23 protein-coding genes and 1 tRNA gene are annotated in these 22,846 nt (G+C 66.1%); 4 read left to right on the top strand and 20 right to left on the bottom strand.

Translation table 11 applies throughout. The features are described 5' to 3' along the window. Positions 1–135: 135 nt before the first annotated feature. Positions 136–1,647, bottom strand: a complete 1,512-nt coding sequence (locus F8O08_RS01370) for an MFS transporter (protein WP_225733494.1) — start codon at positions 1,645–1,647, stop codon at positions 136–138. A 232-nt stretch (positions 1,648–1,879) separates the two neighbouring features. On the opposite strand from F8O08_RS01370, the gene F8O08_RS11075 reads away from it, so the two are divergent. Then, positions 1,880–2,431, top strand: a complete 552-nt coding sequence (locus F8O08_RS11075; RefSeq protein WP_318655629.1) for a helix-turn-helix domain-containing protein — start codon at positions 1,880–1,882, stop codon at positions 2,429–2,431. A gap of 6 nt (positions 2,432–2,437) precedes the next feature. Here F8O08_RS11075 and F8O08_RS01360 read toward each other — a convergent pair whose 3' ends face one another. The 3 genes from F8O08_RS01360 to F8O08_RS01350 all read right to left on the bottom strand — a co-directional run bounded on the left by F8O08_RS01360 (position 2,438) and on the right by F8O08_RS01350 (position 3,993). Continuing rightward, positions 2,438–3,082 (bottom strand): GNAT family N-acetyltransferase, encoded by a 645-nt coding sequence (locus F8O08_RS01360; RefSeq protein ID WP_158038471.1) that lies wholly within the window; start codon positions 3,080–3,082, stop codon positions 2,438–2,440. An 83-nt stretch (positions 3,083–3,165) separates the two neighbouring features. After that, positions 3,166–3,253, bottom strand: a tRNA-Ser gene (locus F8O08_RS01355). Positions 3,254–3,321: 68 nt separating this feature from the next. Further along, complete coding sequence (locus F8O08_RS01350) at positions 3,322–3,993, bottom strand: LysE/ArgO family amino acid transporter (protein WP_158038472.1); 672 nt, start codon at positions 3,991–3,993, stop codon at positions 3,322–3,324. Between the two features lie 73 nt (positions 3,994–4,066). Between F8O08_RS01350 and F8O08_RS01345 the strand changes: the two genes are divergently transcribed. Further along, positions 4,067–5,041, top strand: coding sequence for a LysR family transcriptional regulator ArgP (locus F8O08_RS01345; RefSeq protein WP_225733472.1), 975 nt, complete (start codon positions 4,067–4,069; stop codon positions 5,039–5,041). A gap of 57 nt (positions 5,042–5,098) precedes the next feature. Continuing rightward, complete coding sequence (radA, locus tag F8O08_RS01340; RefSeq protein WP_158042356.1) at positions 5,099–6,466, top strand: DNA repair protein RadA; 1,368 nt, start codon at positions 5,099–5,101, stop codon at positions 6,464–6,466. Between the two features lie 10 nt (positions 6,467–6,476). On the opposite strand, the gene F8O08_RS01335 is transcribed toward radA, so the two are convergent. The 15 genes from F8O08_RS01335 to tilS all read right to left on the bottom strand — a co-directional run bounded on the left by F8O08_RS01335 (position 6,477) and on the right by tilS (position 20,659). Continuing rightward, positions 6,477–7,160, bottom strand: coding sequence for a hypothetical protein (locus tag F8O08_RS01335; protein ID WP_158042355.1), 684 nt, complete (start codon positions 7,158–7,160; stop codon positions 6,477–6,479). A gap of 9 nt (positions 7,161–7,169) precedes the next feature. Continuing rightward, entirely contained in the window at positions 7,170–7,733 is a 564-nt protein-coding gene (locus F8O08_RS01330) for an amino-acid N-acetyltransferase (RefSeq protein WP_192496919.1), read from the bottom strand. An 82-nt stretch (positions 7,734–7,815) separates the two neighbouring features. Then, positions 7,816–10,314 (bottom strand): ATP-dependent Clp protease ATP-binding subunit, encoded by a 2,499-nt coding sequence (locus F8O08_RS01325; protein WP_158030707.1) that lies wholly within the window; start codon positions 10,312–10,314, stop codon positions 7,816–7,818. Positions 10,315–10,453: 139 nt separating this feature from the next. Beyond that, positions 10,454–10,741, bottom strand: a complete 288-nt coding sequence (locus F8O08_RS01320) for a hypothetical protein (RefSeq protein ID WP_158030706.1) — start codon at positions 10,739–10,741, stop codon at positions 10,454–10,456. A gap of 10 nt (positions 10,742–10,751) precedes the next feature. After that, entirely contained in the window at positions 10,752–12,308 is a 1,557-nt protein-coding gene (gene lysS / locus F8O08_RS01315; RefSeq protein ID WP_158038475.1) for a lysine--tRNA ligase, read from the bottom strand. After that, entirely contained in the window at positions 12,305–13,267 is a 963-nt protein-coding gene (gene panC / locus F8O08_RS01310; RefSeq protein ID WP_225733473.1) for a pantoate--beta-alanine ligase, read from the bottom strand. Before panC ends, lysS begins: the two co-directional genes overlap by 4 nt. After that, positions 13,264–13,992: a DUF2520 domain-containing protein gene (locus F8O08_RS01305; protein ID WP_158038476.1), complete on the bottom strand. Its 729-nt coding sequence runs from the start codon at positions 13,990–13,992 to the stop codon at positions 13,264–13,266. Before F8O08_RS01305 ends, panC begins: the two co-directional genes overlap by 4 nt. After that, on the bottom strand, positions 13,989–14,552 hold the full coding sequence (locus tag F8O08_RS01300; protein ID WP_158042354.1) for a DUF3180 domain-containing protein: 564 nt from the start codon (positions 14,550–14,552) through the stop codon (positions 13,989–13,991). The genes F8O08_RS01305 and F8O08_RS01300 overlap by 4 nt, the downstream gene beginning before the upstream one ends. Then, positions 14,552–15,061 carry a 2-amino-4-hydroxy-6-hydroxymethyldihydropteridine diphosphokinase gene (gene folK, locus F8O08_RS01295; protein ID WP_158038478.1) on the bottom strand — a complete coding sequence of 170 codons (510 nt, stop codon included), beginning with the start codon at positions 15,059–15,061 and terminating at the stop codon, positions 14,552–14,554. Before folK ends, F8O08_RS01300 begins: the two co-directional genes overlap by 1 nt. Continuing rightward, positions 15,061–15,456, bottom strand: coding sequence for a dihydroneopterin aldolase (folB, locus tag F8O08_RS01290; RefSeq protein ID WP_158038479.1), 396 nt, complete (start codon positions 15,454–15,456; stop codon positions 15,061–15,063). The genes folK and folB overlap by 1 nt, the downstream gene beginning before the upstream one ends. Then, positions 15,453–16,277, bottom strand: coding sequence for a dihydropteroate synthase (gene folP, locus F8O08_RS01285; RefSeq protein WP_158042660.1), 825 nt, complete (start codon positions 16,275–16,277; stop codon positions 15,453–15,455). Before folP ends, folB begins: the two co-directional genes overlap by 4 nt. A gap of 19 nt (positions 16,278–16,296) precedes the next feature. Further along, positions 16,297–16,881: a GTP cyclohydrolase I gene (folE, locus tag F8O08_RS01280; protein WP_158038480.1), complete on the bottom strand. Its 585-nt coding sequence runs from the start codon at positions 16,879–16,881 to the stop codon at positions 16,297–16,299. Next, positions 16,881–18,881 (bottom strand): ATP-dependent zinc metalloprotease FtsH, encoded by a 2,001-nt coding sequence (ftsH, locus tag F8O08_RS01275; RefSeq protein WP_158042353.1) that lies wholly within the window; start codon positions 18,879–18,881, stop codon positions 16,881–16,883. Before ftsH ends, folE begins: the two co-directional genes overlap by 1 nt. 161 nt (positions 18,882–19,042) lie before the next feature. Continuing rightward, a complete protein-coding gene (gene hpt / locus F8O08_RS01270) occupies positions 19,043–19,594 on the bottom strand; it encodes a hypoxanthine phosphoribosyltransferase (protein ID WP_158030698.1) in 552 nt (183 codons plus the stop codon). Between the two features lie 57 nt (positions 19,595–19,651). Further along, a complete protein-coding gene (gene tilS, locus F8O08_RS01265; protein WP_225733526.1) occupies positions 19,652–20,659 on the bottom strand; it encodes a tRNA lysidine(34) synthetase TilS in 1,008 nt (335 codons plus the stop codon). A 159-nt stretch (positions 20,660–20,818) separates the two neighbouring features. Here tilS and ppa point away from each other — a divergent pair, with 159 nt between their 5' ends. Beyond that, positions 20,819–21,310, top strand: a complete 492-nt coding sequence (gene ppa / locus F8O08_RS01260) for an inorganic diphosphatase (protein ID WP_158030697.1) — start codon at positions 20,819–20,821, stop codon at positions 21,308–21,310. 92 nt (positions 21,311–21,402) lie between these two features. On the opposite strand, the gene F8O08_RS01255 is transcribed toward ppa, so the two are convergent. Continuing rightward, positions 21,403–22,749 (bottom strand): M23 family metallopeptidase, encoded by a 1,347-nt coding sequence (locus tag F8O08_RS01255; RefSeq protein WP_158042352.1) that lies wholly within the window; start codon positions 22,747–22,749, stop codon positions 21,403–21,405. Positions 22,750–22,846 lie beyond the last annotated feature (97 nt).

Raw genomic sequence — 22,846 nt, 5'->3', positions numbered from 1 at the left:
TACGATTCGTCGACTGCAATTGCCGAGTCTGCGCCCCTAAGGTTACGGGAAGGAAAACCCCAAGCGGCCTTCAGGCAACCAACGTGCAACTACAGTCTAGATGCTGATATCGGGTCAGATACTTGTGGTCGGGTCTCAGCGTTTCGGCAGCACGAACCAGGCCGCCGCAGCCGCCGCCAGCATCAGCACCGCAGCGATGACCGACGTCATGGTGACGCCTCCTTCGAACGCAGCATTGGCCACGCGCATGAGCTCCGCGCCGAGATCGTTCGGCAGCGACGCAGCGACCTGCTCGGCGCCGGCGAGCGTCTCTCGGGCGCGTGCGCCGGCATCCGCATCGACTCCGCCAGGCACGACCAGCGCGCCGCGATAGTGCGCCGTGAGCAGCCCGCCGAGCAGCGCCGTGCCTAGCACGGCTCCGACTTCGTATGCCGTCTCTGAGAGTGCGGATGCCGCCCCGGCTCGGTCTTTGGGTGCGGCCGAGAGAATGAGGTCGTTCGAGAGCGTCTCGGCCATGCCGACGCCGACGCCGAGAATGACGAAGGCGATGAGGACGATCTGCCAGGCGGATCCGGCGCCGAACGCAGCCATGAGCACGTAGGCCGTTGCCGAGAGCAGCACCGATCCCGTGATGATGACGCGCGCCGTGACGCGCTTGGACAGCGGCACGACGGCGAATCCCGCGATGATCATCAGCACGATGCCCGGCAGCAGCACCACCCCTGCCGCCAGCGGGGTGAGGCCGACGACGATCTGCAGATGCTGGCTGACGAAGAAGAGAAAGCCGACCATCGAGACGACGCTGAGCAGGTTAACTGCGATGCTGCCGCTGAAGAGCGGGTTGCGGAACAGCGTGAGGTCCAGCAGCGGCACGGGGCGACGAAGCTGGCGGCGCACGAACCAGGCGCCGACGGCGAAGCCGACCACGATCGAGACGATCGGCTGCAGACCGAAGCCCTGAGCCGCGAACTCCTTGATGCCCAGCACGATGGCGACCAGCGCGACGATCGAAGCGAGCATTCCGGGCACGTCGATGGGGCCCGGATGCGGGTCGCGGGACTCTCTGACGAGCAGCGGCGTCAGGATGAACAGCGGCAGCAGCACAGGCAGTGCGATGAGGAAGATCGCGTTCCAGTGGAAGTGCTCCAGCACCACGCCGCCGACCAGCGGGCCTGCGGCTGAGCCCGCCGAGAAGCATCCTGCCCACACGGCGATCGCGACTCGGCGCTGGTTGCGGTCGCGGAAGATACCGCGGATCAGGGCAAGCGTCGATGGCATCAGCATGGCGCCGAAGACTCCCGTGAGGCCGCGCAGCAGGATCAGTTCCAGCGCGGTCGTCGCAAATGCGCTGGCAACAGAGAAGACGGCGAACCCGGCGGCCCCGATGAGCAGCAGGCGGCGACGGCCGATGCGGTCTCCCAGGCTGCCCATCGTGACGAGCAGGCCGGCGAGCACGATCGAGTAGGCGTCGATGATCCAGAGCTGCTGTGCGGCGTCCGGCTCAAGTGCCTCGGCGATGTGCGGAAGCGCGAGGCTCAGCACAGTGTTGTCGATCGAGACCAGCAGCACCGGGAGCATCAGCACCGCCAGCGCGATCCAGTCTCGAGCCGTCGCGAGCGGGGGCGTCTCGACCGATTCTGCCCGCAGACTGCCTGCGGCGCGGTGGTCGGTTTCTCTGACTGCTTCAGGGGATTCGTGCTGCCTCACACGAGATACTGTACCGTACGGACGGTATAGTTGCCATAGGGGCACAATGGAGTGAGCTGAGCAGACGACGACACTGGTGGCGAAACCGGCAACGACGCATACGACCGAGCCGATGACTCGCAGGACGTCGAGTATGACATCCACCAGACCGACCACAGGAGCGAAGATCAACGTGAGTGACAGACCGGCCCGCGAGCGGGTGCTCGACGCATACATCGACCTGCTGCTCGACTCCGGCGAGCGCGCTGCGACGCTTGAGGCCGTCGCCGAGCGCGCCGAGGTCTCGAAGGGCGGGCTGCTGTATCACTTCGCGTCGAAGAGCGACCTCGAGCGCGGGCTGCTCGAACGTCTCGACGCACTGATGGACGAAGACGTGCACAGCCTGGAGGGCACCGCGCTCGAGACCGTCGAGAACTTCTTGCGGACGTCGAACAACGCCGGCACTCCGCTCGATCGGGCTCTGCTCGCGACCGTTCGTCTTGCGCAGGGCAGCGAGGCGGCGCAGCAGGCCCTTCACGACGTCAACCAGCGATGGCTGACGCTGCTGCGCAACACGGTACACGACGAAGATCTCGCTCGCACGATTCTTCTGATCAGCGACGGCATCTACTATGGCTCGGCGCTCTCACAGGTGCCAGCCGCGCAGCAGCTCGCTCCGACCCAGCGCGACATGGAGTCGGCGATCGTCGTGGTGCGGCAGCTGATGCAGGCCGCTGAGGGCTGAGTACACTCACGCCGCCGGCCCGCTCAGCGTGATCGGTTCCGCCGGTGCAGCATCCACACGGGCCTGCAGCCCCTCACGCACCCGGGGCCAGTCGGCTGCGACGATCGAGAAGATCGCCGCATCACGCCAGCTGCCGTCAGCACGCGGCTGATCACGCCGCGAGATGCCCTCGAAGGTGGCGCCCAGCTTGAGGATCGCCCGCCGCGAATGCTCGTTGCGGGCGTCGGCCTGAATGCGCACTCGCCCGAAGCCGTGGTCGAACGCGAGGCTGAGCAGCAGCAGTTTCGTCTCGGCATTGACCGAGGTGCCCCAGACGTGCGGATGGTAGGCCGTCCAACCGAGGTGCAGGCGCTCCTTATGCAGCTCGAAGTCGGTCAGAGAGCTGGTGCCGATGACGTGCCCGTCGTCAGGGCCGTCGAGCACCCGCACGACGAACGGCAGCCCCACCCGCCACGGATAGTAACCTCGCGCCCACTCGATGAAACTCGGCAGGTCGGCATGATAGTTGGCTGCTCCCCCGCCATAGCCGTCTGCGAAGATCTCGGGGCGCCCGATCGCCGCGTGCAGGGCGGGCAGATCCTGTTCGGTGAGCGGGTCGAGGCGGATGCGGTGGCCGAGCAGGTGCTGCGGCAGCGGTGAGATGGCAGTCATGTGAGCACTGTACTCTGCCAAGGCGAACAGACGACGAAGGCCCCGCACCTAGTTAACACACTGGATACAGGGCCTTCGACCTGTGGCGGTGACGGCGGGATTTGAACCCGCGGTAGGTTGCCCTACACATCATTTCGAGTGATGCACTTTCGGCCGCTCAGACACGTCACCGCAAGCAAATATAGCGGAGTCGGGCCGACTCGCCAAATCGCCCAGAGGCACAGCCGACAGAGACGACGTCAGAATCCGAGCAGCAGCCGCAGCCCCAGCGCGAACATGATGACGGCGATACAGATGTCCAGGATCTGCCAGGCCCTCGGCTTCGCGAAGAGCGGCCGCAGCATCCGCGCACCGAACCCGAGCGCGTAGAACCAGATGAAGCTCGACAGGATCGCCCCGGCGGCCCACCACCACGGGTGCGTCTGGTGCTGCGCGAGCGAGCCGAGCAGCACCACGGTGTCGATGTAGACATGCGGGTTCAGCCAGGTGAACGCCAGCACGGTGAGCAGCACCGAGATTAGCGAGCGGCGACCGTGGGCTGCATCGGTCTCAGCATCGGTGTCGTCAGCACCTGTCACTGCCTCTGTCCCGGCATCGACGGCCATCGCCGTCGGCTTCAGCGCCCGCTTCGCCGCGAGCGCGCCGTACCCGATCAGGAACGCCGCACCGACCACGCGAATCACCGTCATCACCACCGGCAGCGACTGCACCAACGCGCCGACCCCGGCCACACCCGCGATGATCAGCACAGCATCCGACAGGGCGCACACGGTGACGACCGGCAGCATCACCGACCGACTCGCAGTCACCCCCAGCCGCAGCAGATAGGCGTTCTGACTGCCGATCGCGACGATCAGCGAGAGACCGGTCATTAAGCCGAGCGCCGACGAGAGCAGGAGTGAGTTTTGCATGCTTCGATCGTCACCCGAGTCGTAGATCAAGTCCAGCTAATCCATCTAAACCTGCATTAGATACTCTTCATACATGATGTCTTTTCAACTCGACCACGCCGCCACCCTCGTGGCTCTCGTCGACGAGGGCAGCTTCGAACGTGCGGCCCGCTCTCTGCATGTGACTCCCTCGGCAGTCTCGCAGCGCATCCACGCGATGGAAGAGGCCGTCGGCAGCGTGCTCGTCCAGCGCACCACGCCGGTCGAGCCGACGCAGGCTGGCCGCGTGGCTCTGCGCTACGCCCGTCAGCTGCTGCTGGTGAGCGCGGATGCAGCGCGTGCGCTCCGCCTCGACGGCGGCGGCCCGGCGGCGGCGCGGCGCGGCGACGGAGAAGCCGGGGATGCGGCCTCGAACCTGACGATCACCATTCCGATCGCAGCGAACGGAGACAGTCTCGCGACCTGGTTCCTTGGTGCGCTGGCCGCGACTCGCGATCGAATCGACGCGGTGTATGACATCCGCCGAGAAGACGAGGAGCTCGCCACTCGACTGCTGCGTCGAGGCGAGGTGATGGCGGCCATCACGACGACGGCGAAACCGGTGCAGGGCTGCACGAGCACACCTCTCGGAATGATGCGCTACCGGGCGGTGTCCTCGCCCGGCTTCTCCGAGCGATGGCGGCGAGATGCAGACGACACGACAGCCGACAGCCCGCGCGGCTGGCCTCTGCGCCGGCTCGCACCGATGATCAACTTCGACCGCTCCGACATGCTGCAGCAGCGCTATCTCGACTCAGTGCTGGGCAAGGCCGCCCAGCCACCGAGCCATTATGTTCCCGCCGCGCAGGACTTCGGCGACGCCATCGTGCTCGGTCTCGGCTGGGGCCTGCTCCCAGACCAGCAGGCCGACGAGTGGCTGCGCGCGGGCCGACTCGTCGAGCTCATGCCCGGTTCTGCAGTGCACGTGCCGCTGCACTGGCAGCGGTGGAAGCTGCCCTCCGACGCGCTGGAGCTGCTCAGCGAAACCGTCGTGGCACACGCCGCGCAGAGCCTGCTGCGCAACGAGTAGCGCAGGTGGGAACGCCCCAGCCCTCTCCATGTCAGTGGGGTCGCCTACTGTGGACGCATGGCGAAGAACACAATTGCTCCGTACCACTGCACAGAGTGCGGCTTCAAGGCGTCGAAGTGGGTCGGCCGATGCCCCGAATGCCAGGCTTGGGGCACCGTCGTCGAGGTCGGCACGCAGACCGGCATCGTCAGCGGCCGCCGCGGGTCGGTGCAGATGGTCGATGCGTTGGGCGCGCTGCCGACGCTCGACGCAGACCGCCTCGCCCGGCCGATCACTGAGCTCTCGTCGCATGATGCCACACACGTACCGACCGGCATCGGCGAGCTCGACCGTGTGCTCGGCGGCGGCATCGTCCCGGGTGCGGCCATTCTGCTCAGCGGTGAGCCCGGCGTCGGCAAGTCGACCCTGCTGCTCGAAGTCGCCGCACGCTGGGCTGCCGAAGAGCGAACCGTGCTCTATCTGACCGCCGAGGAGTCCACCGGGCAGGTGCGCCTGCGTGCCGAACGCACCGGAGCCGTGCACGAGCATCTGCTGCTCGCCGCCGAGACCGACCTCACGGCCGCGCTCGCGCAGGTCGAGGCGGCACAGCCGTCACTGGTCATCGTCGACTCGGTGCAGACGATCACCGATGCGAGCATCGAGGGCATCCCCGGCGGCACGGCTCAGGTGCGAGCCGTCGCGCACACCCTGACCCGTGCGGCGAAGCAGTGGGGCATCCCGCTGCTGCTCGTCGGCCACGTCACCAAAGACGGTTCGATCGCCGGCCCGCGTCTGCTCGAGCATCTCGTCGACGTCGTCTGCCAGTTCGAGGGCGACCCCCAGACCTCACTGCGATTTCTGCGTGCGCACAAGAACCGTTTCGGTTCGATCGACGAGGTGGGATGCTTCGAGATGGGAGGCGAAGGCATCCGTGAGGTGCCCGACCCCTCAGGGCTGTTCCTCACCCGAGGCAGCGACGTGCCGGGCACGATAGTCACCATCGCGATGGAGGGTCGCCGCGCGCTGCCGGTCGAGATTCAGGCACTGGTCGTGTCGTCGACTGCGCCGCAGCCACGTCGGGTCACCAACGGGCTCGACTCATCGCGCGTCTCGATGCTGATCGCCGTCCTCGAGCGTCGTGCGGGCATCACCGTGAGCAATATGGAGGTCTACGTCTCAACTGTGGGCGGGGTGAAGGTGACCGACCCGGCCGCCGACCTGCCCATCGCACTGGCCATCGCATCCGCCGCCACCGGGCGTGCGATCGACGAACACACCGTCGCCTACGGCGAGATCAGCCTCGCCGGTCAGGTGCGCCGCGCCGCGCAGTCGGCCCAGCGCGCCGACGAGGCCGTGCGCCTTGGATACGCCGCCCATCTCGATGACCGCAGCGTCTCAAGCCTGCACGAGGCACTGGCGAGAGCACTGCAGCCCCGCAGGGTGTGATGTGGGCGCCCTACTGCATGATGAACGCGTACTGCTCAGACGAGCGGCCGACGATCGTGGCCTGCACCCAGTAGGTGCCGGTCACTGACGCGTGACGGTCTTTCGAGCAGGCCGAGCCGTCATTCATCGAGAGGTCCCATGAGACCGTTCCGGTCAGCGGTTTGCCTGGTTCCAGCACGTTCATGGCGTCAGAGGGATTCGCGATGCACGGCGTCGACTTCCAGATCTCGGCTGGCCCGGAGCCCACGACCAGCTCCTGCTGCGACGTGCCGACATTGGCCGAACACGGCGCGGAGGTGATGTTCGAGACTTCGTACACGAAGACCGGCTGCTGTGAGAACGAATACTGGCCATTCTCGGTCTTCACGCTCACCGAGAGTTCGCCGGGGTCACAGGTCGGCACTGAGCCGGGATCTGCCGACGGCGTGGCCGAGGCAGCAGATTCGGTCTTCTGCGCATCTGCGCTCTTCGCTGCGTCGTCGCTCGTGGGGTCTGCAGATCCTGTGCTCTGCGGCTCGCTCGTCTGCGAGGTCTGTGCAGCCGAGTCTGCATCGTTGCTGCCATTCCTGCCACTGCTCGTGGCACAGCTCACCGCCCAGACGACGAGCAGAACGATGACGACCAGCAGAACGAGTGCTGCGAGACGCCTGCGACGATAGACCGCGGGGGAAGGACGTTTCGACGTGGCATGCATGGTTTCAGACTACCGATCGGCGGTGTCTTCGAATCGCCCCTGCTGGGCTGGCTCATCGCCGTTCGACGAGTCGTGGTCGAGGTGCAGGATCATGCGGGTGTTGCCCAAGGTGTTCTGCTTCACACGCTGCAGCTCGAGGAACTCTGCCACGCCTTCGTCGGGCGACCGCACGAGCTCGACGTAGGTGTCGGGGTCGACGCCGGGATCGAGCATGCGGGTGAAGCCGTTGCGCGTGAAGAAGTCGACCTCGAAGGTCAGGCAGAAGATGCGCCACACCCCGATCGTGCGGCCGCGCTCGATGAGCGCTGACACCAGCTTGTGACCGATGCCGTGCCCCTGCGCGGTGCGGTCGACGACGAGGGTGCGAATCTCGGCGAGATCCTCCCAAAAGATGTGCAGAGCGCCCGCGCCGACGACGCGGCCGTCGAGCTCGGCGACCAGAAACTCCTGCGTCGCCTCGTAGAGCACCACCAGCTCTTTGCCGAGCAGTACGCGTTCCTCGACGTACGGAGTGATCAGGTCGCGAATGGCCTGAATGTCACTGGTGCGGGCGGAGCGAATCAAAAGAGCCATGCCCCCCAGAATAACCCCTGGAGGGCATGGCTCCTCTGTTCTGCAGCACCGCGTCCCGTCTCAGAGACTCGGCATCGTGCGTCTAGAGCACCTGTGTCGCAGCGATCTTGCCCTGCTCCGGCTCAGGCCCTTCGCCATCGACGACCGTGAACGTGAAGTCGTTCTTGTCGTCGACGTCGACGTCGATCTTCTGCCCGGCCGAGATCTCGCCGCGCAGAATGCGTTCAGACAGCTGGTCTTCGATCTGCACCGAGATGGCACGACGCAGCGGGCGCGCACCGAGAGTGGGGTCGTAACCGATCTCGATGAGCTTCTCTTTGGCCGAGACGCTGAGCTCGAGGCGCAGGTCACGATCGTAGAGTCGGTCGTTGAGACGCTTGACGAACAGATCGACGATCTGCAGCAGCTCTTCTTTGTCGAGGGCGGGGAAGACGATGATGTCGTCGACGCGGTTCAGGAACTCGGGCTTGAAGTGCTTCTTCAGCTCGTCGTTGACCTTGCCCTTCATCATCTCGTAGCTGACGGTCTGGTCGTTCTCGACCTGGAAGCCCACGGGCCCGCCCGAGATCTCTTTCGACCCCAAGTTGGTCGTCATGATGATGACGGTGTTCTTGAAGTCGACGCTGCGGCCCTGGCCGTCGGTCAGGCGACCCTCTTCGAGAATCTGCAGCAGCGAGTTGAAGATGTCGGGGTGAGCCTTCTCGATCTCGTCGAACAGTACGACGCTGAACGGGTTGCGTCGCACCTTCTCGGTGAGCTGTCCGCCCTCTTCGAACCCCACGAAGCCCGGAGGGGCACCGAACAGACGTGAAACGGTGTGCTTCTCGCCGAACTCGGACATATCGAGAGAGATGAGCGCGTCTTCGTCGTCGAACAGGAACTTCGCGAGCGCCTTGGCCAGCTCGGTCTTGCCGACGCCGGTGGGCCCGGCGAAGATGAACGACCCGCTGGGGCGCTTCGGGTCTTTCAGACCGGCGCGCGTGCGGCGGATGCTGCGAGAGAGCGCCTTGATGGCCTCTTTCTGCCCGATGACGCGTTGGCCGAGCTCCTCTTCCATGAAGAGCAGTCGCGACGACTCCTCTTCGGTGAGTTTGAAGACGGGGATGCCGGTGGCCTGAGCCAGCACCTCGGCGATGAGCCCCTCGTCGACCTCGGCGTGCACCTCTTTGTCGCCCTTGCGCCATTCCTTCTCAGACTTCAGCCGCTCGCCGAGCAGCTTCTTCTCCTGGTCGCGCAGGCTGGCGGCCTTCTCGAAGTCTTGGTCTTCGATGGCCTGCTCTTTGGCAGCACGCACTTCGGTGATCTTCTCGTCGAACTCACGCAGCTGCGGCGGAGCGGAGAGCACGCTGAGGCGCAGACGAGCACCGGCCTCATCGATCAGGTCGATGGCCTTGTCAGGCAGGTGCCGATCTTGAATGTATCGGGCCGAGAGATTCACCGCGGCAACGATCGCACCGTCGGTGATCTTCACCTTGTGGTGCTTCTCGTAGCGCTCGCGCAGCCCCTTCAGAATCTGGATCGAGTGCTGCAGGCTCGGCTCGCGCACCTGCACCGACTGGAAACGGCGCTCGAGAGCGGCGTCTTTCTCGAAGTACTTGCGGTACTCGTCAGTGGTGGTGGCTCCAATGGTCTGCAGCTCGCCGCGGGCGAGCATCGGCTTGAGGATGCTGGCCGCGTCGATCGCGCCCTCTGCGGCACCAGCGCCGACGAGCGTGTGAATCTCGTCGATGAAGATGATGATGTCGCCGCGGTTCTTGATCTCTTTGAGCACCTTGCGCAGTCGCTCTTCGAAATCGCCACGATAGCGCGAACCCGCGATCAGCGCCGAGAGGTCGAGGGTGTAGAGCTGCTTGTCTTTCAGCGTCTCGGGCACTTCGCCCGAGACAATGGCCTGTGCGAGCCCCTCGACGACCGACGTCTTTCCGACGCCCGGCTCGCCGATGAGCACCGGGTTGTTCTTGGTGCGGCGGCTGAGCACCTGCATCACGCGCTCGATCTCGCGCTCGCGCCCGATGACCGGGTCGAGCTTGCCGTCGCGGGCCTTCTGAGTGAGGTTCTCGCCGAACTGGTCGAGCACCTGCGAGCCCTTGGCCTGCGTGCCTCCTTCGGCGCCCACGCCGGCGAGCTGCGCGTCTTTGCCGTTCTGGTAGCCCGCAAGCTGCTGCACGACGATCTGACGCAGCTGCGTCAGATCGACGCCGAGTTTGACGAGCACCTGGACGGCGACGCCCTCGCCCTCGCGGATCAGCCCGAGCAGGATGTGCTCGGTGCCGACGTAGTTGTGGCCGAGCTGCAGAGCCTCGCGGAATGAGAGCTCGAGAACCTTCTTGCCACGCGGGGTAAACGGAATGTGCCCCGTCGGAGGCTGCTGGCCGACGCCGATGATGTCTTCGACCTGCTCACGAGCTTCGTCGAGCGTGACGCCGACCTGCTCCAGCGACTTGGCTGCGACACCCTCGCCCTCGTGCAGCAGCCCGAGCAGCAGGTGCTCCGAGCCGATGTAATTGTGGTTGAGCATCTTGGCCTCTTCCTGGGCCAAGACCACCACGCGGCGGGCGCGGTCGGTGAAACGTTCGAACATGGCATCTCCTTCGCGGTTTGCCGGTTATGAACATCAAACCAGAAACCCGCCGCAGATCGGGGCGTGTTCGCCGTGGGCTAAGCGCACACCGGCGACTGCGTCTCCGCTCGCGTCCTGCTCGGCGACGAGAAGAGTCAGGTCAGCGGTCGGTGGCTGCGTCTGCGTCAGACGGATGCTTCGGCCGAGCCTGTGCGTCAGCCGACGAAGCGGGGCGCGCGACTGCGTTCGCCTGCCGATCGCTGTCCGGGAGCGCACCATAGCGCTCGGCAAACCGGGCCTCTTCCTGCTGTTCCACGCTCTTGCGCACCTTGCGCTCAGTGCGGTCGGCTCGCAGCACCGACCGAAAGGTGTACCAGAACAGCACGCCGACCAGCGCCGTGGGTGTGATCGCCCACAGGGCCGCCGTCATCCATTCCTGCGCACTCATCGCATCCCCTTTATCGCACCAGCGGGAACAGCACCGTCTCGCGGATGCCGAGGCCGGTCAGAGCCATCAGCAGGCGATCGATGCCCATGCCCATACCGCCTGCAGGCGGCATGCCGTACTCCATGGCGGTCAGAAAGTCTTCGTCGACCTGCATCGCCTCGGGGTCACCGGCTGCGGCCAGCAGTGACTGCTCGACGAAGCGCTGTCGCTGAATCACCGGATCGGCGAGCTCGGAGTAGCCGGTGGCGAGTTCGAACCCGCGCACGTAGAGATCCCACTTCTCGACGACACCGGGCTTCGAGCGGTGTGCGCGCGTGAGCGGGCTGGTGTCGAGCGGAAAGTCCATCACGAACGTCGGACGCGTCAGCCCCGGCTTCACGTAGTGCTCCCAGAGCTCTTCGACGAACTTGCCGTGCGTGGCGGTCTTCGGATCGAGCATGATGCCCACGGCGTCGGCCAGCGACGACAGCTCGGCGACCGAAGTCTCGACCGTGATCTGCGGAGCACTGCCGGTGCCGGCCCACTGAGCGGAGAGCTGCTCGTTGAGCGAGCCGTACAGGTCGATGCGATCCCAGTCACCCGAGTAGTCGTGCGCCGTGCCGTCGCTCCAGACCACCGTCTCGTCGCCGGTCGGGCTGGATGCCTTCGCCGCGTTCTGAATCAGCTCCTGCGTCAGATCGGCGATGCTGTTGTAGTCGCCGTAGGCCTCGTAGGCCTCCAGCATCGCGAACTCGGGGCTGTGCGTCGAATCGGCGCCCTCGTTGCGGAAGTTGCGGTTGATCTCGAACACGCGATCGATGCCGCCCACGAGGGCACGCTTGAGAAAGAGCTCGGGGGCGATGCGCAGGTAGAGATCCATGTCGAAGGCGTTCGAATGCGTGACGAACGGACGCGCCGAGGCACCGCCGTGCACCGTCTGGAGCATCGGCGTCTCGACCTCGACGAAGCCGTGTTCGGCGAAGGTATGGCGCAGCGAGGCATTGGTGTGCGCGCGGGTGAGCACCATCTCGCGGGCCGCGTCACGCGCGATCAGATCGAGGTAGCGGTTGCGCACGCGGAACTCTTCGCCGAGCTCGCTGTGCAGATTCGGCAGCGGGCGGATCGCCTTCGAGGCGATCTGCCAGCGGTCGACGAAGACCGACAGCTCGCCGCGCTTCGACGCGATCACCCTGCCGTGCACGAAGAGGTGATCGCCGAGATCGACCAGCTCTTTGAACGCGGTGAGTGACTCTTTGCCCACCTCGCCCTGGCTGAGCATCGCCTGGATGCGCTCCCCGTCGCCCGCCTGCAGCGCCACGAAGCACAGACGCCCGGTGTTGCGCACGTGGACGACGCGGCCGGCGATGCCGACGATGTCGTCTGTCTCTTCACCGGCCTCGAGATCGGCATGGCCCTCACGCACGGCATGGATGCTCGTGGTCACCGGCACACTCACCGGGTAGGCGTCGCCCTCGGCCAGCAGACGATCGCGCTTGGCCAGACGCACCTCGCGCTGCTCGTTCGAGTCAGCCGCCAACTGCTGTTCGGCGCTGAGCCCCTGCTCGCCGGTCACATCGTGTTCGGTCATGCGTTCTCCTCCGTTGATGGCCCGGCGATCTCTACCGCAGCGTTGTCGATAAGTCTCACCTGGCCGACACGTGCGGCCAGAATCACTCTGGCGGCGCCGGCGACATCGTCTGCGACCGGCACGAAAGTCTGTGGTTCTACGATCTCGAGATAGTCGACCTCGATGCCCGGCTGTGCCTCGAGCAGAGAGAGACCGACACGTTTGGCCTCGCTCGGCAGAGCCCCGTCGACGCACTGCCGCTGCACGGCGAGCACGGCCTTCGAGAGAAACAGCGCAGTGACACGTTCGGTCTCGCTGAGCCGGGCGTTGCGACTCGACAGCGCCAGACCGTCGGTGTCACGGCGAATCGGCACCGGCAGAATGCGCACGGGCAGGTTCAGATCGGCGACCATGTTCGTGACCAGCACGAGCTGCTGAAAGTCCTTCTCGCCGAAGGCGGCCACATCAGGCTGCACGATGTTCAGCAGCTTGTTGACCACTGTCAGTGCACCGGCGAAGTGCGTCGGTCGCGTCTTGCCTTCGAAATAGCGCCCCGGCAGACCAGGCAGGATGCTGGTGCGCAGCTCGCCCTGCGGGTACATCTCGGTGGGCGTGGGGGCGAACACCGCGTCGACTCCGACGGTGGCGAGCAGCTCGACATCGGCATCCAGCGTGCGCGGATAGGAGTCATAGTCGTCCCCCGGTGCGAACTGCGTGGGGTTGACGAAGATCGACACGATCACCGTGTCGACCTCCTGCTGCAGAGCATCGACGAGCGAGAGGTGACCCGCGTGGAGCGCACCCATGGTCGGTACGAGCCCGACCGTCAGCCCCTGTTCGCGCAGGGCGCTGACGTAGGCATGCATCTCGGCGAGACGGTGCATCACGACCGGCCCGAGCGGTCGGGCGACATCGGCGCTGACTGGATCCGCTGGGATCGAGGTGCCGGCTTCTTCGGGTGACGTGGACAAAACGCTCATCTCTCGTCTGGGCGGAGGTCGGTCAGACCGGGGTTCGAGTCTGGCCACTGGGATCGGTCGAGGGCCGCATCCACCGATGACTGAATCACCGAACGGATCAGCCTGGCAGGGTTCTGCACACCGATCTCGCGCAGCAGACCCGTCGACTGATCGACGATCGCACGCGAGAAATCGCCTGCGACCGCACGCGCTTCAGCATACACCGAGCGGTCTGCGTCACTGATCGGCACCGGGTCGCCGCCCATCTCTATCACCAGGGCCTGTGCGATCGGAGCCACCGCGGGAGGCGCCGACACCGCGAAGGCCGCGCCGTGCATCCGCTGCACATCGAGCCCGGTGTCGGTGAGCTGCACCGCCGGGCTCACCGCCAACGGAATCACGCCCTGCCGTGCGATCGGATCGAGCACGCGTTCGCCGAACTGCGGCGCAGTGTGCAGGGCGAGCTGCCCCGGACGCCACAGCTGCGCAGCGGCGGTGCCTTCGACGAAGACCGCGAGCTGATCACCGGGAAGGGCGAGCACGACCAGATCGGCCCGTTCAATCACCTGCGCCTCATCGACGACCGGCACCTGCGGCATCGCGGTCTCGAGACGATCACGATGCCGTTCTGACGAGGTCGAGACGGCAACGATGCGATGGCCGGCTCCGGCCAGGGCCAGCCCCAGCGCGATGCCGACCGCGCCTGCGCCGACCACACCGACGTCGAGTCTGGGCGCCTGGCTCACAGTCGGCTCCTGGTGCGCGCGGGCGCCGGATCGATCGGCCCGGTCGCCGGAGTGCCGGACTTCGGGGTGCCTCCGCGGCCCTGGTCGTCGCCGTCGCTCGGCGGCAGCCGACACCAGAGCTCGGCGACCACGCCGCAGATCGCGAGCACGAGCGATGCGCCCGCTGTGACGACCAGCGGCAGCACGATGCTCGCACTCGGCGTCGCCGGAGGAATGAGCGCGAAGATCAGCAGGCCCACGAACACCCCGCTCAGCCCAGAGGCGCTCACCGAGCTGGCTTTGGCCAGCAGCAGTGCGCGTGTGGCGAAGAACGGATCGATCGCCTCGACGTTCGAGCTGCCGTGCTCTCGCAGCTCGCGGTCACGGGCTCGGGTGCGAGACCGCACTCTCCAGGCCATGCCCAACACGACGAGCGCGATCACGATCAGCGCCCCCGGAAGGGTCCACGGTGGCAGCAGCTGACGCTGGCCGAGCTGCACGAGACTCGCCTGGCCGGCCCAGCCCAGCGCCGCGAAGATGCCGGCGATCAGGACCAGGGAGCGAATGCGGGTGGTGCCCATCAGCTCTCCTGTCCCTCAGACCGCACGCGGGCGAGCAGCTCGACGATCGGTGTGCCCGAGAGCGTGGCAGTGGGATCGATCTCGGCCCAAGGCGCGAGCACGAAGTCCCGTTCGGCCGCGCGTATGTGCGGCACGGTGAGCTCGGCGGTCTGCAGTCGCACCCCCGGGATGTCGACGATGTCGAGATCGAGCGTTCGATCGCCCCAGCGCACATCACGGCGTCGGTGGTGACGCTGCTCGATCGCCTGCAGCGCGTGCAGCAGCGGCAGTGGCTCAAGCGTCGTCGAGATGAGCGCCACTGCGTTCGCGAAGCGCGGGCGCGACGGATCGGGTCCGTCCAGCGAGACCGCGACCGTCTCATGGATGCGGGACATGCGTTCGACAGTGATGCCCGCCGTCGCGCCGAGATCGCGCACCGCCGCCTGCAGAGTCGCTCCGGTGTCGCCGAGATTGCTGCCCAGCGCGATCACCGCAGCACGGGACGCAGAAGGCTGCGAGTTCTCGTTCATCAGCGCTGCCTGCGAATGGTCAGAGTCACATCGCTGAATGCGACGGTGATCGGCGCCTGCGGTTTGTGCACCGTGATCTCGACCGCCTGCACCCCGCGCAGAGCCAAGAGATCGCCGGCGATCAGCTCGGCGAGGCGTTCGATCAGATCGACCGGCTCGCCGGTGATGCGTGCATTGATCAGCTCGGCGGCCACCCCGTAGTCGACTGTGTCATCGAGTCGGTCGCTGCGCCCCGCAGCACGTGTCGACACTTCGAGCACCGCATCGACCGTGAACCACTGCCCGTCTCTGCGCTCGGCAGGAAACACCCCGTGGCGTCCGCGGGCGCGCACGCCGCTCAGCCGGATGAGGTCTGGCGACTCCACCGCATTCGTCTGCGCTGACTCTGCATTCATCGGAGCTCCCCCTCTGTCGGGTCGAACAGGTCTGCCGCGGCCAACGCTGCGGCAGTCGATGCGACGTCATGCACGCGAAACCCCCACACTCCGCGGTGCGCCATCAACGCCGAGATCGCAGCCGTGGCAGCGTCCTTAGCCCGCAGCACCGCTGCAGGATCGGCATCTGGTTCACGCAGCGCCGCCGGCAGCAGCCGTCCGACGAACCGCTTGCGGCTCGCCCCGATCATCACCGGCAGTCCGAACGCGAGCAGTCGGTCGAACCCGTTGATGATCTGCCAGTTGTGCTCGGCGTTCTTGCTGAAGCCGAGACCCGGGTCAAGAATGAGCCGAGAGTCGTCGATGCCCGCGTCACGCGCCGCCTCGACGCGCTGCTCGAGCTCGGCGAGCACCTCGCCGACCACGTCGTCGTAGTGCGCGGGTGCGTGCCCCGGGCTGAGCAGGCCGCGCCAGTGAGACAGGATGAGCCTGGCGTCGGTGTCACTGACGGCATCGAGCATGTCAGGGTCGGCAAGACCGGCCGAGACGTCGTTGATGTAGCCGGCGCCTGCCCGAGCCGTCGCCAGGGCCGTCGCGGCGTTCATAGTGTCGATGCTGAGCGTGACGCCCGCCTCGACGAGCGGTCGCACCACTGGCAGGATGCGCTGCTGCTCGACCTCGACCGGCACGCGCTGGCTGCCGGGTCGGGTCGATTCGCCGCCCACATCGATCAGGTCGGCGCCCTGCGCCGTGAGGTCGAGGCCATGGCGCACCGCGTCTGCCGCCTCGAGCCAGCATCCGCCGTCGCTGAACGAGTCTGGAGTGACATTGAGCACACCCATGATTCTGGGACGGGCCGATTCAGACCTCACGGCGCTGGCCTTCCGTCGACAGATCGGACAGCGCTGCCAACGCCTGTGTCTGCCCTGCGGGCTCTCTGAGCTCGCCCCGTGCGGCGACGGTGATCGACACGGCCTCATGCTGACGGGCTCCGCGCGCGCTGACGCAGTCCTGGTGCAGACGCAAGGTGACGAGCGCACCGCGTGCGTCGATGCCGGTCATCAGCGCATCGGCGATCTGAGCGGTGAGCGTCTCCTGGACCTGCGGCCGCGAGGCCAGCAGATCGACCAGATGCGGCAGCGTGCTGAGCCCGACGATGCGCTCGTTCGGCAGATACGCGATCGAAGCCGTGCCATACATCGGCAGCAGGTGATGCGCGCACAGCGAGCGAACAGTGATGCCCGTCATCGCGACCAGATCATGCGACTGCGCGACGATGGTCTTCTCGAAGAGCACGGCGGGGTCTGCCGACACACCGGCGAACAGTTCGGTGGCTGCCTTGGCGACGCGCGCTGGCGTGTCGCGCAGCACGTCGTCGTCAGGGTCCAGCCCGACGGCGATGAGAAAGCTGCGCACCGCCTGCTGCGCGGCGACCTGGTCGACCATCACTTGCCTTCGGGCGACTGTCCTTCGCCGGGCTGGTCTGCGGCAGTCTGGTCATCGCTCTGAGCGCTCAGCTCGGTGTCGGCCTGCACCTTCTGCGGCACCGCGACCGGCGGCAGGGTCGACACCGGGCGATCGGTGTTCGACAGCCACTGCGGGCGCTCTGGCAGCTTCTGCACGTCGGCGAAGATCTCGGCGATCTCTTTCTCGTTCAGCGTCTCGCGCTCCAGCAGCTCGGTGGCGAGGCGGTCGAGCACGGCACGGTTCTGCGTCAGTGCCTTCCAGGCTTCGGTGTTGGCCGCATCGAGCAGCTGACGAACCTCGAGATCGATCTGTTCGGCGACGCCGTCTGAGTACTCGCGACCGCCGCCCATGCCTCGGCCCATGAAGACCTCGCCGTCGGGCTCGCCGAGTTTCACGGTGCCGAGCCTCGAGCTCATGCCGTACTCGGTGACCATCTTGCGAGCCGTGTCAGTCGCCTTGTCGATGTCGTTCGAGGCACCACTCGTCGGATCGTGGAACACGATCTCTTCGGCCACGCGGCCGCCCATGGCGTACGAGAGCTGATCGAGCAGCTCGTTGCGTGTGACCGAGTACTTGTCGTCCATGGGCAGCACCATGGTGTATCCCAGCGCGCGACCGCGCGGCAGGATCGTCACCTTGGTGACCGGGTCGGTGTGGTTCAGCGAGGCAGCGACCAGGGCGTGACCGCCCTCGTGGTAGGCGGTCACCAGACGCTCGTGGTCGCGCATCACGCGTGACCGCTTCTGCGGGCCGGCGATCACACGATCGATGGCCTCGTCCAGGGCTCGGTCGTCGATGATCTGGGCATTCGAGCGCGCTGTGAGCAGGGCGGCCTCGTTGAGCACGTTGGCGAGATCGGCTCCGGTGAAGCCCGGGGTGCGCTTGGCGACCAGGCCGAGGTCGACGTTGTCGGCCAGAGGCTTGTTCAGCGCGTGCACTTCGAGGATCTTCTTGCGGCCGGCGAGGTCGGGAGCCTCGACAGAGACCTGACGGTCGAAGCGACCGGGGCGCAGCAGCGCGGGGTCGAGAATGTCCGGGCGGTTCGTCGCCGCGATCAGGATGACGTTCTGGTTGGGATCGAAGCCGTCCATCTCGACCAGCAGCTGGTTCAGCGTCTGTTCGCGCTCGTCGTGGCCTCCGCCCATGCCTGCGCCGCGATGGCGGCCGACGGCGTCGATCTCGTCGATGAAGATGATCGCCGGGGCGTTCTCTTTGGCCTGCTCGAACAGGTCGCGCACACGCGAGGCGCCCACGCCGACGAACATCTCGACGAAGTCAGAACCCGAGATCGAGAAGAACGGCACGCCGGCCTCTCCGGCCACGGCCCGAGCGAGCAGGGTCTTACCGGTTCCGGGAGGGCCGTAGAGCAGCACGCCCTTGGGGATGCGCGCGCCGACTCGACGGAACTTCTCGGGCTCACGCAGAAAGTCTTTGATCTCTTCGAGCTCGGCGAGGGCCTCGTCGACGCCTGCGACGTCTTTGAACGTGACCTGCGGGTGGTCTTTGGTGACCATCTTCGCCTTCGACTTGCCGAAGTTCATCACACCGCCGCCGGCACCGCCCTGCATACGCGAGAGCAGGAACCAGAACACCACGCCGATCAGCAGGAACGGGATCAGCGTGATCAGCATGTTCGTGAAGATGTTCGGCTGCGTCACGGTGTCGTCGTAGCCGTCGCTCAGGTTCGCGTCGTTGACGGCCTTGACCACATCGCTGCCACGGGCCTGGGCGTAGTAGAACTGCACCTTCTTGCCGTGATCCTCGAAGTCATCGTTGAGGGTCATGTCGACGCGCTGCTCGGCGTCTTTGATCTCGACCTGACTGGCTTTGTTCTCTTGCAGCAGAGTGAGCCCCTGCGAGGTGGTGATCTTCTGATAGCCGCCGAACATGCTGGCGATGTTCATGCCGATCAGCACGATGATGAGAGCCGCCACAATCCAGAAGATCGGGCCCTTGGTCAACCGTTTCAAAGCGTTCATAGATTGCGGGCAGCCCCCGAATCCTTCCGTACGTTGGTGCGATAGAGCCTAATAGTACTTGAGGTGTTCTGCGGCGTTCTGCGTGTTCGCTGTGAGCACTCGCCCCGGTCGGCGTCTGAGCACCCCGGCGTTCGAGCCGCCTGCGTACGGCAGACGCAGAATCAGCTGTACACCTCGGGCTTGAGGATGCCCACGCCTTTGACGTTGCGGTAGCGCTCGTCGTAGTCGAGCCCATAGCCGACGACGAAGTCGACCGGGATGTCGAAGCCCACGTACTTCACGTCGATGTCGACCGCGAGCGCCTCGGGCTTGCGCAGCAGCGCGCAGATCTCGATCGACTCGGTGCCGCGCGAGCGCAGATTCTTCTGCAGCCACGAGAGCGTGAGCCCCGAGTCGATGACGTCTTCGACGATGAGCACGTGTTTGCCGTGCAGGTCGGTGTCCAGATCTTTGAGAATGCGCACCACACCCGACGACTTCGTGCCCGAACCGTATGACGAGACGGCCATCCAGTCCATCGTCACCGGCAGCTTCAGCTCGCGGGAGAGATCAGCCATGATCATCACCGCGCCCTTGAGCACGCCGACGAGCAGCACGTCCTTGCCCTGGTAGTCCTTTTCGATCTCGCGCGCCATCTCGGCAACCCGCGTGCTGATCTGCTCCGGGGTGAGCAGAACCTCTTTCAGATCGTTCTGGATGTCAGCAAGCTCCATGTGTGTTCGACTCCTCAGGGGTGTGATCGGGAAACGGGTCGGAACCCGTTCACCACTCTAGTGCGCACGAGCGCACGCCCGCACTTCGCCCTCTGCCCTCCACACGCGACCGCCAGGCACGTCGAGCGGCCCCTGCCCATGCCAATCGGTCGCCAGGCGCAGCGTCTCACGCACATGCCGACGTGCAGGAGCGCGCCCGGTGGCTCGTTCCAGCATCCCCTTGACGACCCGAGTCGCGAGGCCGGCCGGCAGGCCGCGCAGCATCTCGACCGGCAGCGCTCCCGGCTCGCACGCGTTCAGCCGGTCGATCGCCAGCGCATCGAGGACGGCTGTGTCTTCGTCGAGCAGGTCGGCTGTGCGGGCGAGCGCCGCGACGATACCCGGGCCGAGTTCGCGTTCGAGCACGGGCAGCACCCGGTCACGCACCCGCACCCGAGCGAATGAGGCGTCGTGGTTCTGCGGGTCGTCCCATGAGTCGATGCCCTGCGCCCGACACGAGGCACGTGTGGTCTCGCGACGCAGGCCGAGCAGCGGACGCCCCAGTCTTCCCGCCAGCGGGCGCATGCCTCGCAGCGAGGCGGCGCCCGAACCACGGGCGAGCCCGAGCAGCACCGTCTCGGCCTGATCGTCCATGGTGTGCGCCAGCAGGATCAGATCGCTCTGCGTGGCAACCCGCTCGCCTTCGAGTGCCGCATACCGGGCCCGACGAGCTGCGGCCTCGGGCCCGCCTGCGTCGCCGACCTCGGCTCGACTCACATGGGCGAAGGATGCCCCAAGGGCCAGCATCTCGGCCTGCGCCCGTCTCGCCACGGCTGCGCTGCCCTGCTGCAGCCCATGATCGACGGTGAGCGTTCCCCAGGCGATGTCCAGTCGTGGCGCCACGTGCGCGACGGCCGCCGCCAACGCCAGCGAGTCGGCCCCGCCGCTCACTCCGACGAGTACGCGCCCGATGCCAGCCGGCGCCGATGAGACAGACTGCTGCAGCATCCGCCGCACATCGTGTCGGATCGCAGCGGTGGCCGCGTCAAGCGACGGGCGACGCTCCATGGGGCGCTGTTCAGGCATGTGCACTAATCTAGTGCGGGGGTCGGAGCGACGCCGAGCGACTGCTGAGTCACGGTGTCGCACGCAGCATCGGCCACCGCTCGACATCCGAAAGACACGGGCGCTCGCCCCGACGCCGACAGCCGGCGCACCAGGGCACGCCGCACAAGGAGACAACCCATGGCAATCTACGACGCAATCATCGAGATCCCCGCTGGTTCACGCAACAAGTACGAGGTCGACCACGAGACCGGCCGCGTCTTTCTCGACCGCGTGCTCTTCACCAACTTCGTCTACCCCACCGACTACGGTTTCTTCGAGAACACGCTCGGTCAGGACGGCGATCCGGTCGACGTGCTGGTGCTCACCGAGATCCCGGTGTTCCCCGGGGTCGGCGTCAAGGTTCGTCCGGTCGGCATGCTGAACATGAAAGACGAGGCGGGCATCGACACCAAGGTCATCGCCGTGCCGAAGGATCCGCGTTTCGACCACATCCAGGACATCGACGATGTGCCCCAGGAGCTCAAGGATCGCATCGAGCACTTCTTCGCTCACTACAAGGACCTCGAGAAGGGCAAAGAGGTCACGCTGGGCGGCTGGGAGGGCGTCGAGGCCGCCGAGCGCGAGGTTCAGGAGGGCTTCGATCGGCTGAAGGCCGAAGAGGCGAAGTAGTCTGCCGCATCGCAAAGCTCAGGGCCCGACCGCCGTGTGAACTCACACGTGCGGTCGGGCCCTGAGTCATCTCATCGGCATGACGAGTTCGATCAGTGGCTGGCCATCCACGTCACCGGGTTGACCGTGTTGCCTGCGGTCTTCCACATGGGGCTGCCGTAGCCGATCGATCCGATATGTATCTCGAAGTGCAGATGCGCGCCGGTCGAGGCGCCCGTGTTGCCGCTGGCGCCCAGATTCTGCCCCTTGCTGACCCGCTGGCCGTTCGAGACGCCGATGCGGCTGAGATGGAAGTAGCGCGCGATGATGGTCTGCCCACCGACCACTGAGCGCACGTCGACGTAGTTGCCCATCGACGAGCCGAACCCTGCGCCAACGATCGTGCCGTCGGCAATGGCGAGAATCGGAGTGCCCTGCGGCACGGCGAAGTCAGTGCCGTAGTGGAACCGCGGCTCGTGATAGATCGGGTGCATGCGCATGCCGTAGCCGCTGGAGCCCTTCAGATACGGCAGTGGGAAGCCGATCGCGCTGCTGGGGCTCGGAGCGGGCGAGCCTCCACCGCCGCCGCCCGACGGACGGGAGCCGCCTGCCGGCGCCGGCGCGTACGAACCATCGGAGTCGTTTCCTCCCGAGGCCGCAGCCGCTGCAGCCGCCTGCGCAGCTGCAATCGCCTTCGCACGAGCCTCGGCCTCGGCCTGCACCCCGGCAGCCCGCTGCTGCTGCAGCTCTGCGGTCTCTCCCTGCAGCGCCGAGAGCTGAGCCGTCAGTTCGCCAGCGTGCGTCTGCTGCTCTTTCAGCATGCTGTCGACCTGCTGCTGCGCCTGTTGGGCCTGCTGCGACTTCGCAGCGGCGTCGTCGGCCAAATCCTGAAGCTGCGTGAGCGCGGCGTCAGACTGGTTCTTCAGCGATTCGGCGGTCTTCGCATCGGCGATCGCAGAACGGTATGTCTCATCGCTGCTCTCACCGAATCGCCCCATCACTCCGAGCTGATACAGCACTTCGTCGGCACCGTCGCCGGAGAGATAGATGTTCATGCTCGCATTGGTGCCGCCGCTGCGGTACAGCTGCGCGATGCTCGCCCCAGCAGCGCGCTTCGACTCGTCGGCGCGTGCCTGAGCGTTGAGCTGCTGCACTCGGAGCGTGTCGTACGTCGACTGCTGATCTGCCACCTGCTGCAGTGCGGCGTCTGCCGCGGCCTGAGCGGAGTCGACGGCGGCCTGAGCGGAGTCGAGCTGACCGTTCAGATCCGAGATGAGTCCCTGAACGCGAGCGATCTCACTCTGCTTCGCCTGTTCGTTGTTCTTAGCGTTGTTGATGTCATCCCACGACGGATAGTTCGCAGCCTGACTCGGAGCCACCGGGGCGACCAGACTCTGTCCCCCGACCAGAGCCACGGAAAGTGCCGTGCCGATGACGACTCGACGCAGTGCGCGCATCATGCTCCCTTCACGTAGACCTTCGCCAGCCTACACGGCACACCTGCGCGCGTCTGGGAGGCCACCACGATTCGTTCGCGCAATATCAGCGGTTCTAGAC

This window comes from Pseudoclavibacter sp. CFCC 13611, assembly GCF_008831225.1.
Taxonomy (GTDB): domain Bacteria; phylum Actinomycetota; class Actinomycetes; order Actinomycetales; family Microbacteriaceae; genus Pseudoclavibacter_A.
This window is presented reverse-complemented; position numbering and strand designations above follow the sequence as displayed.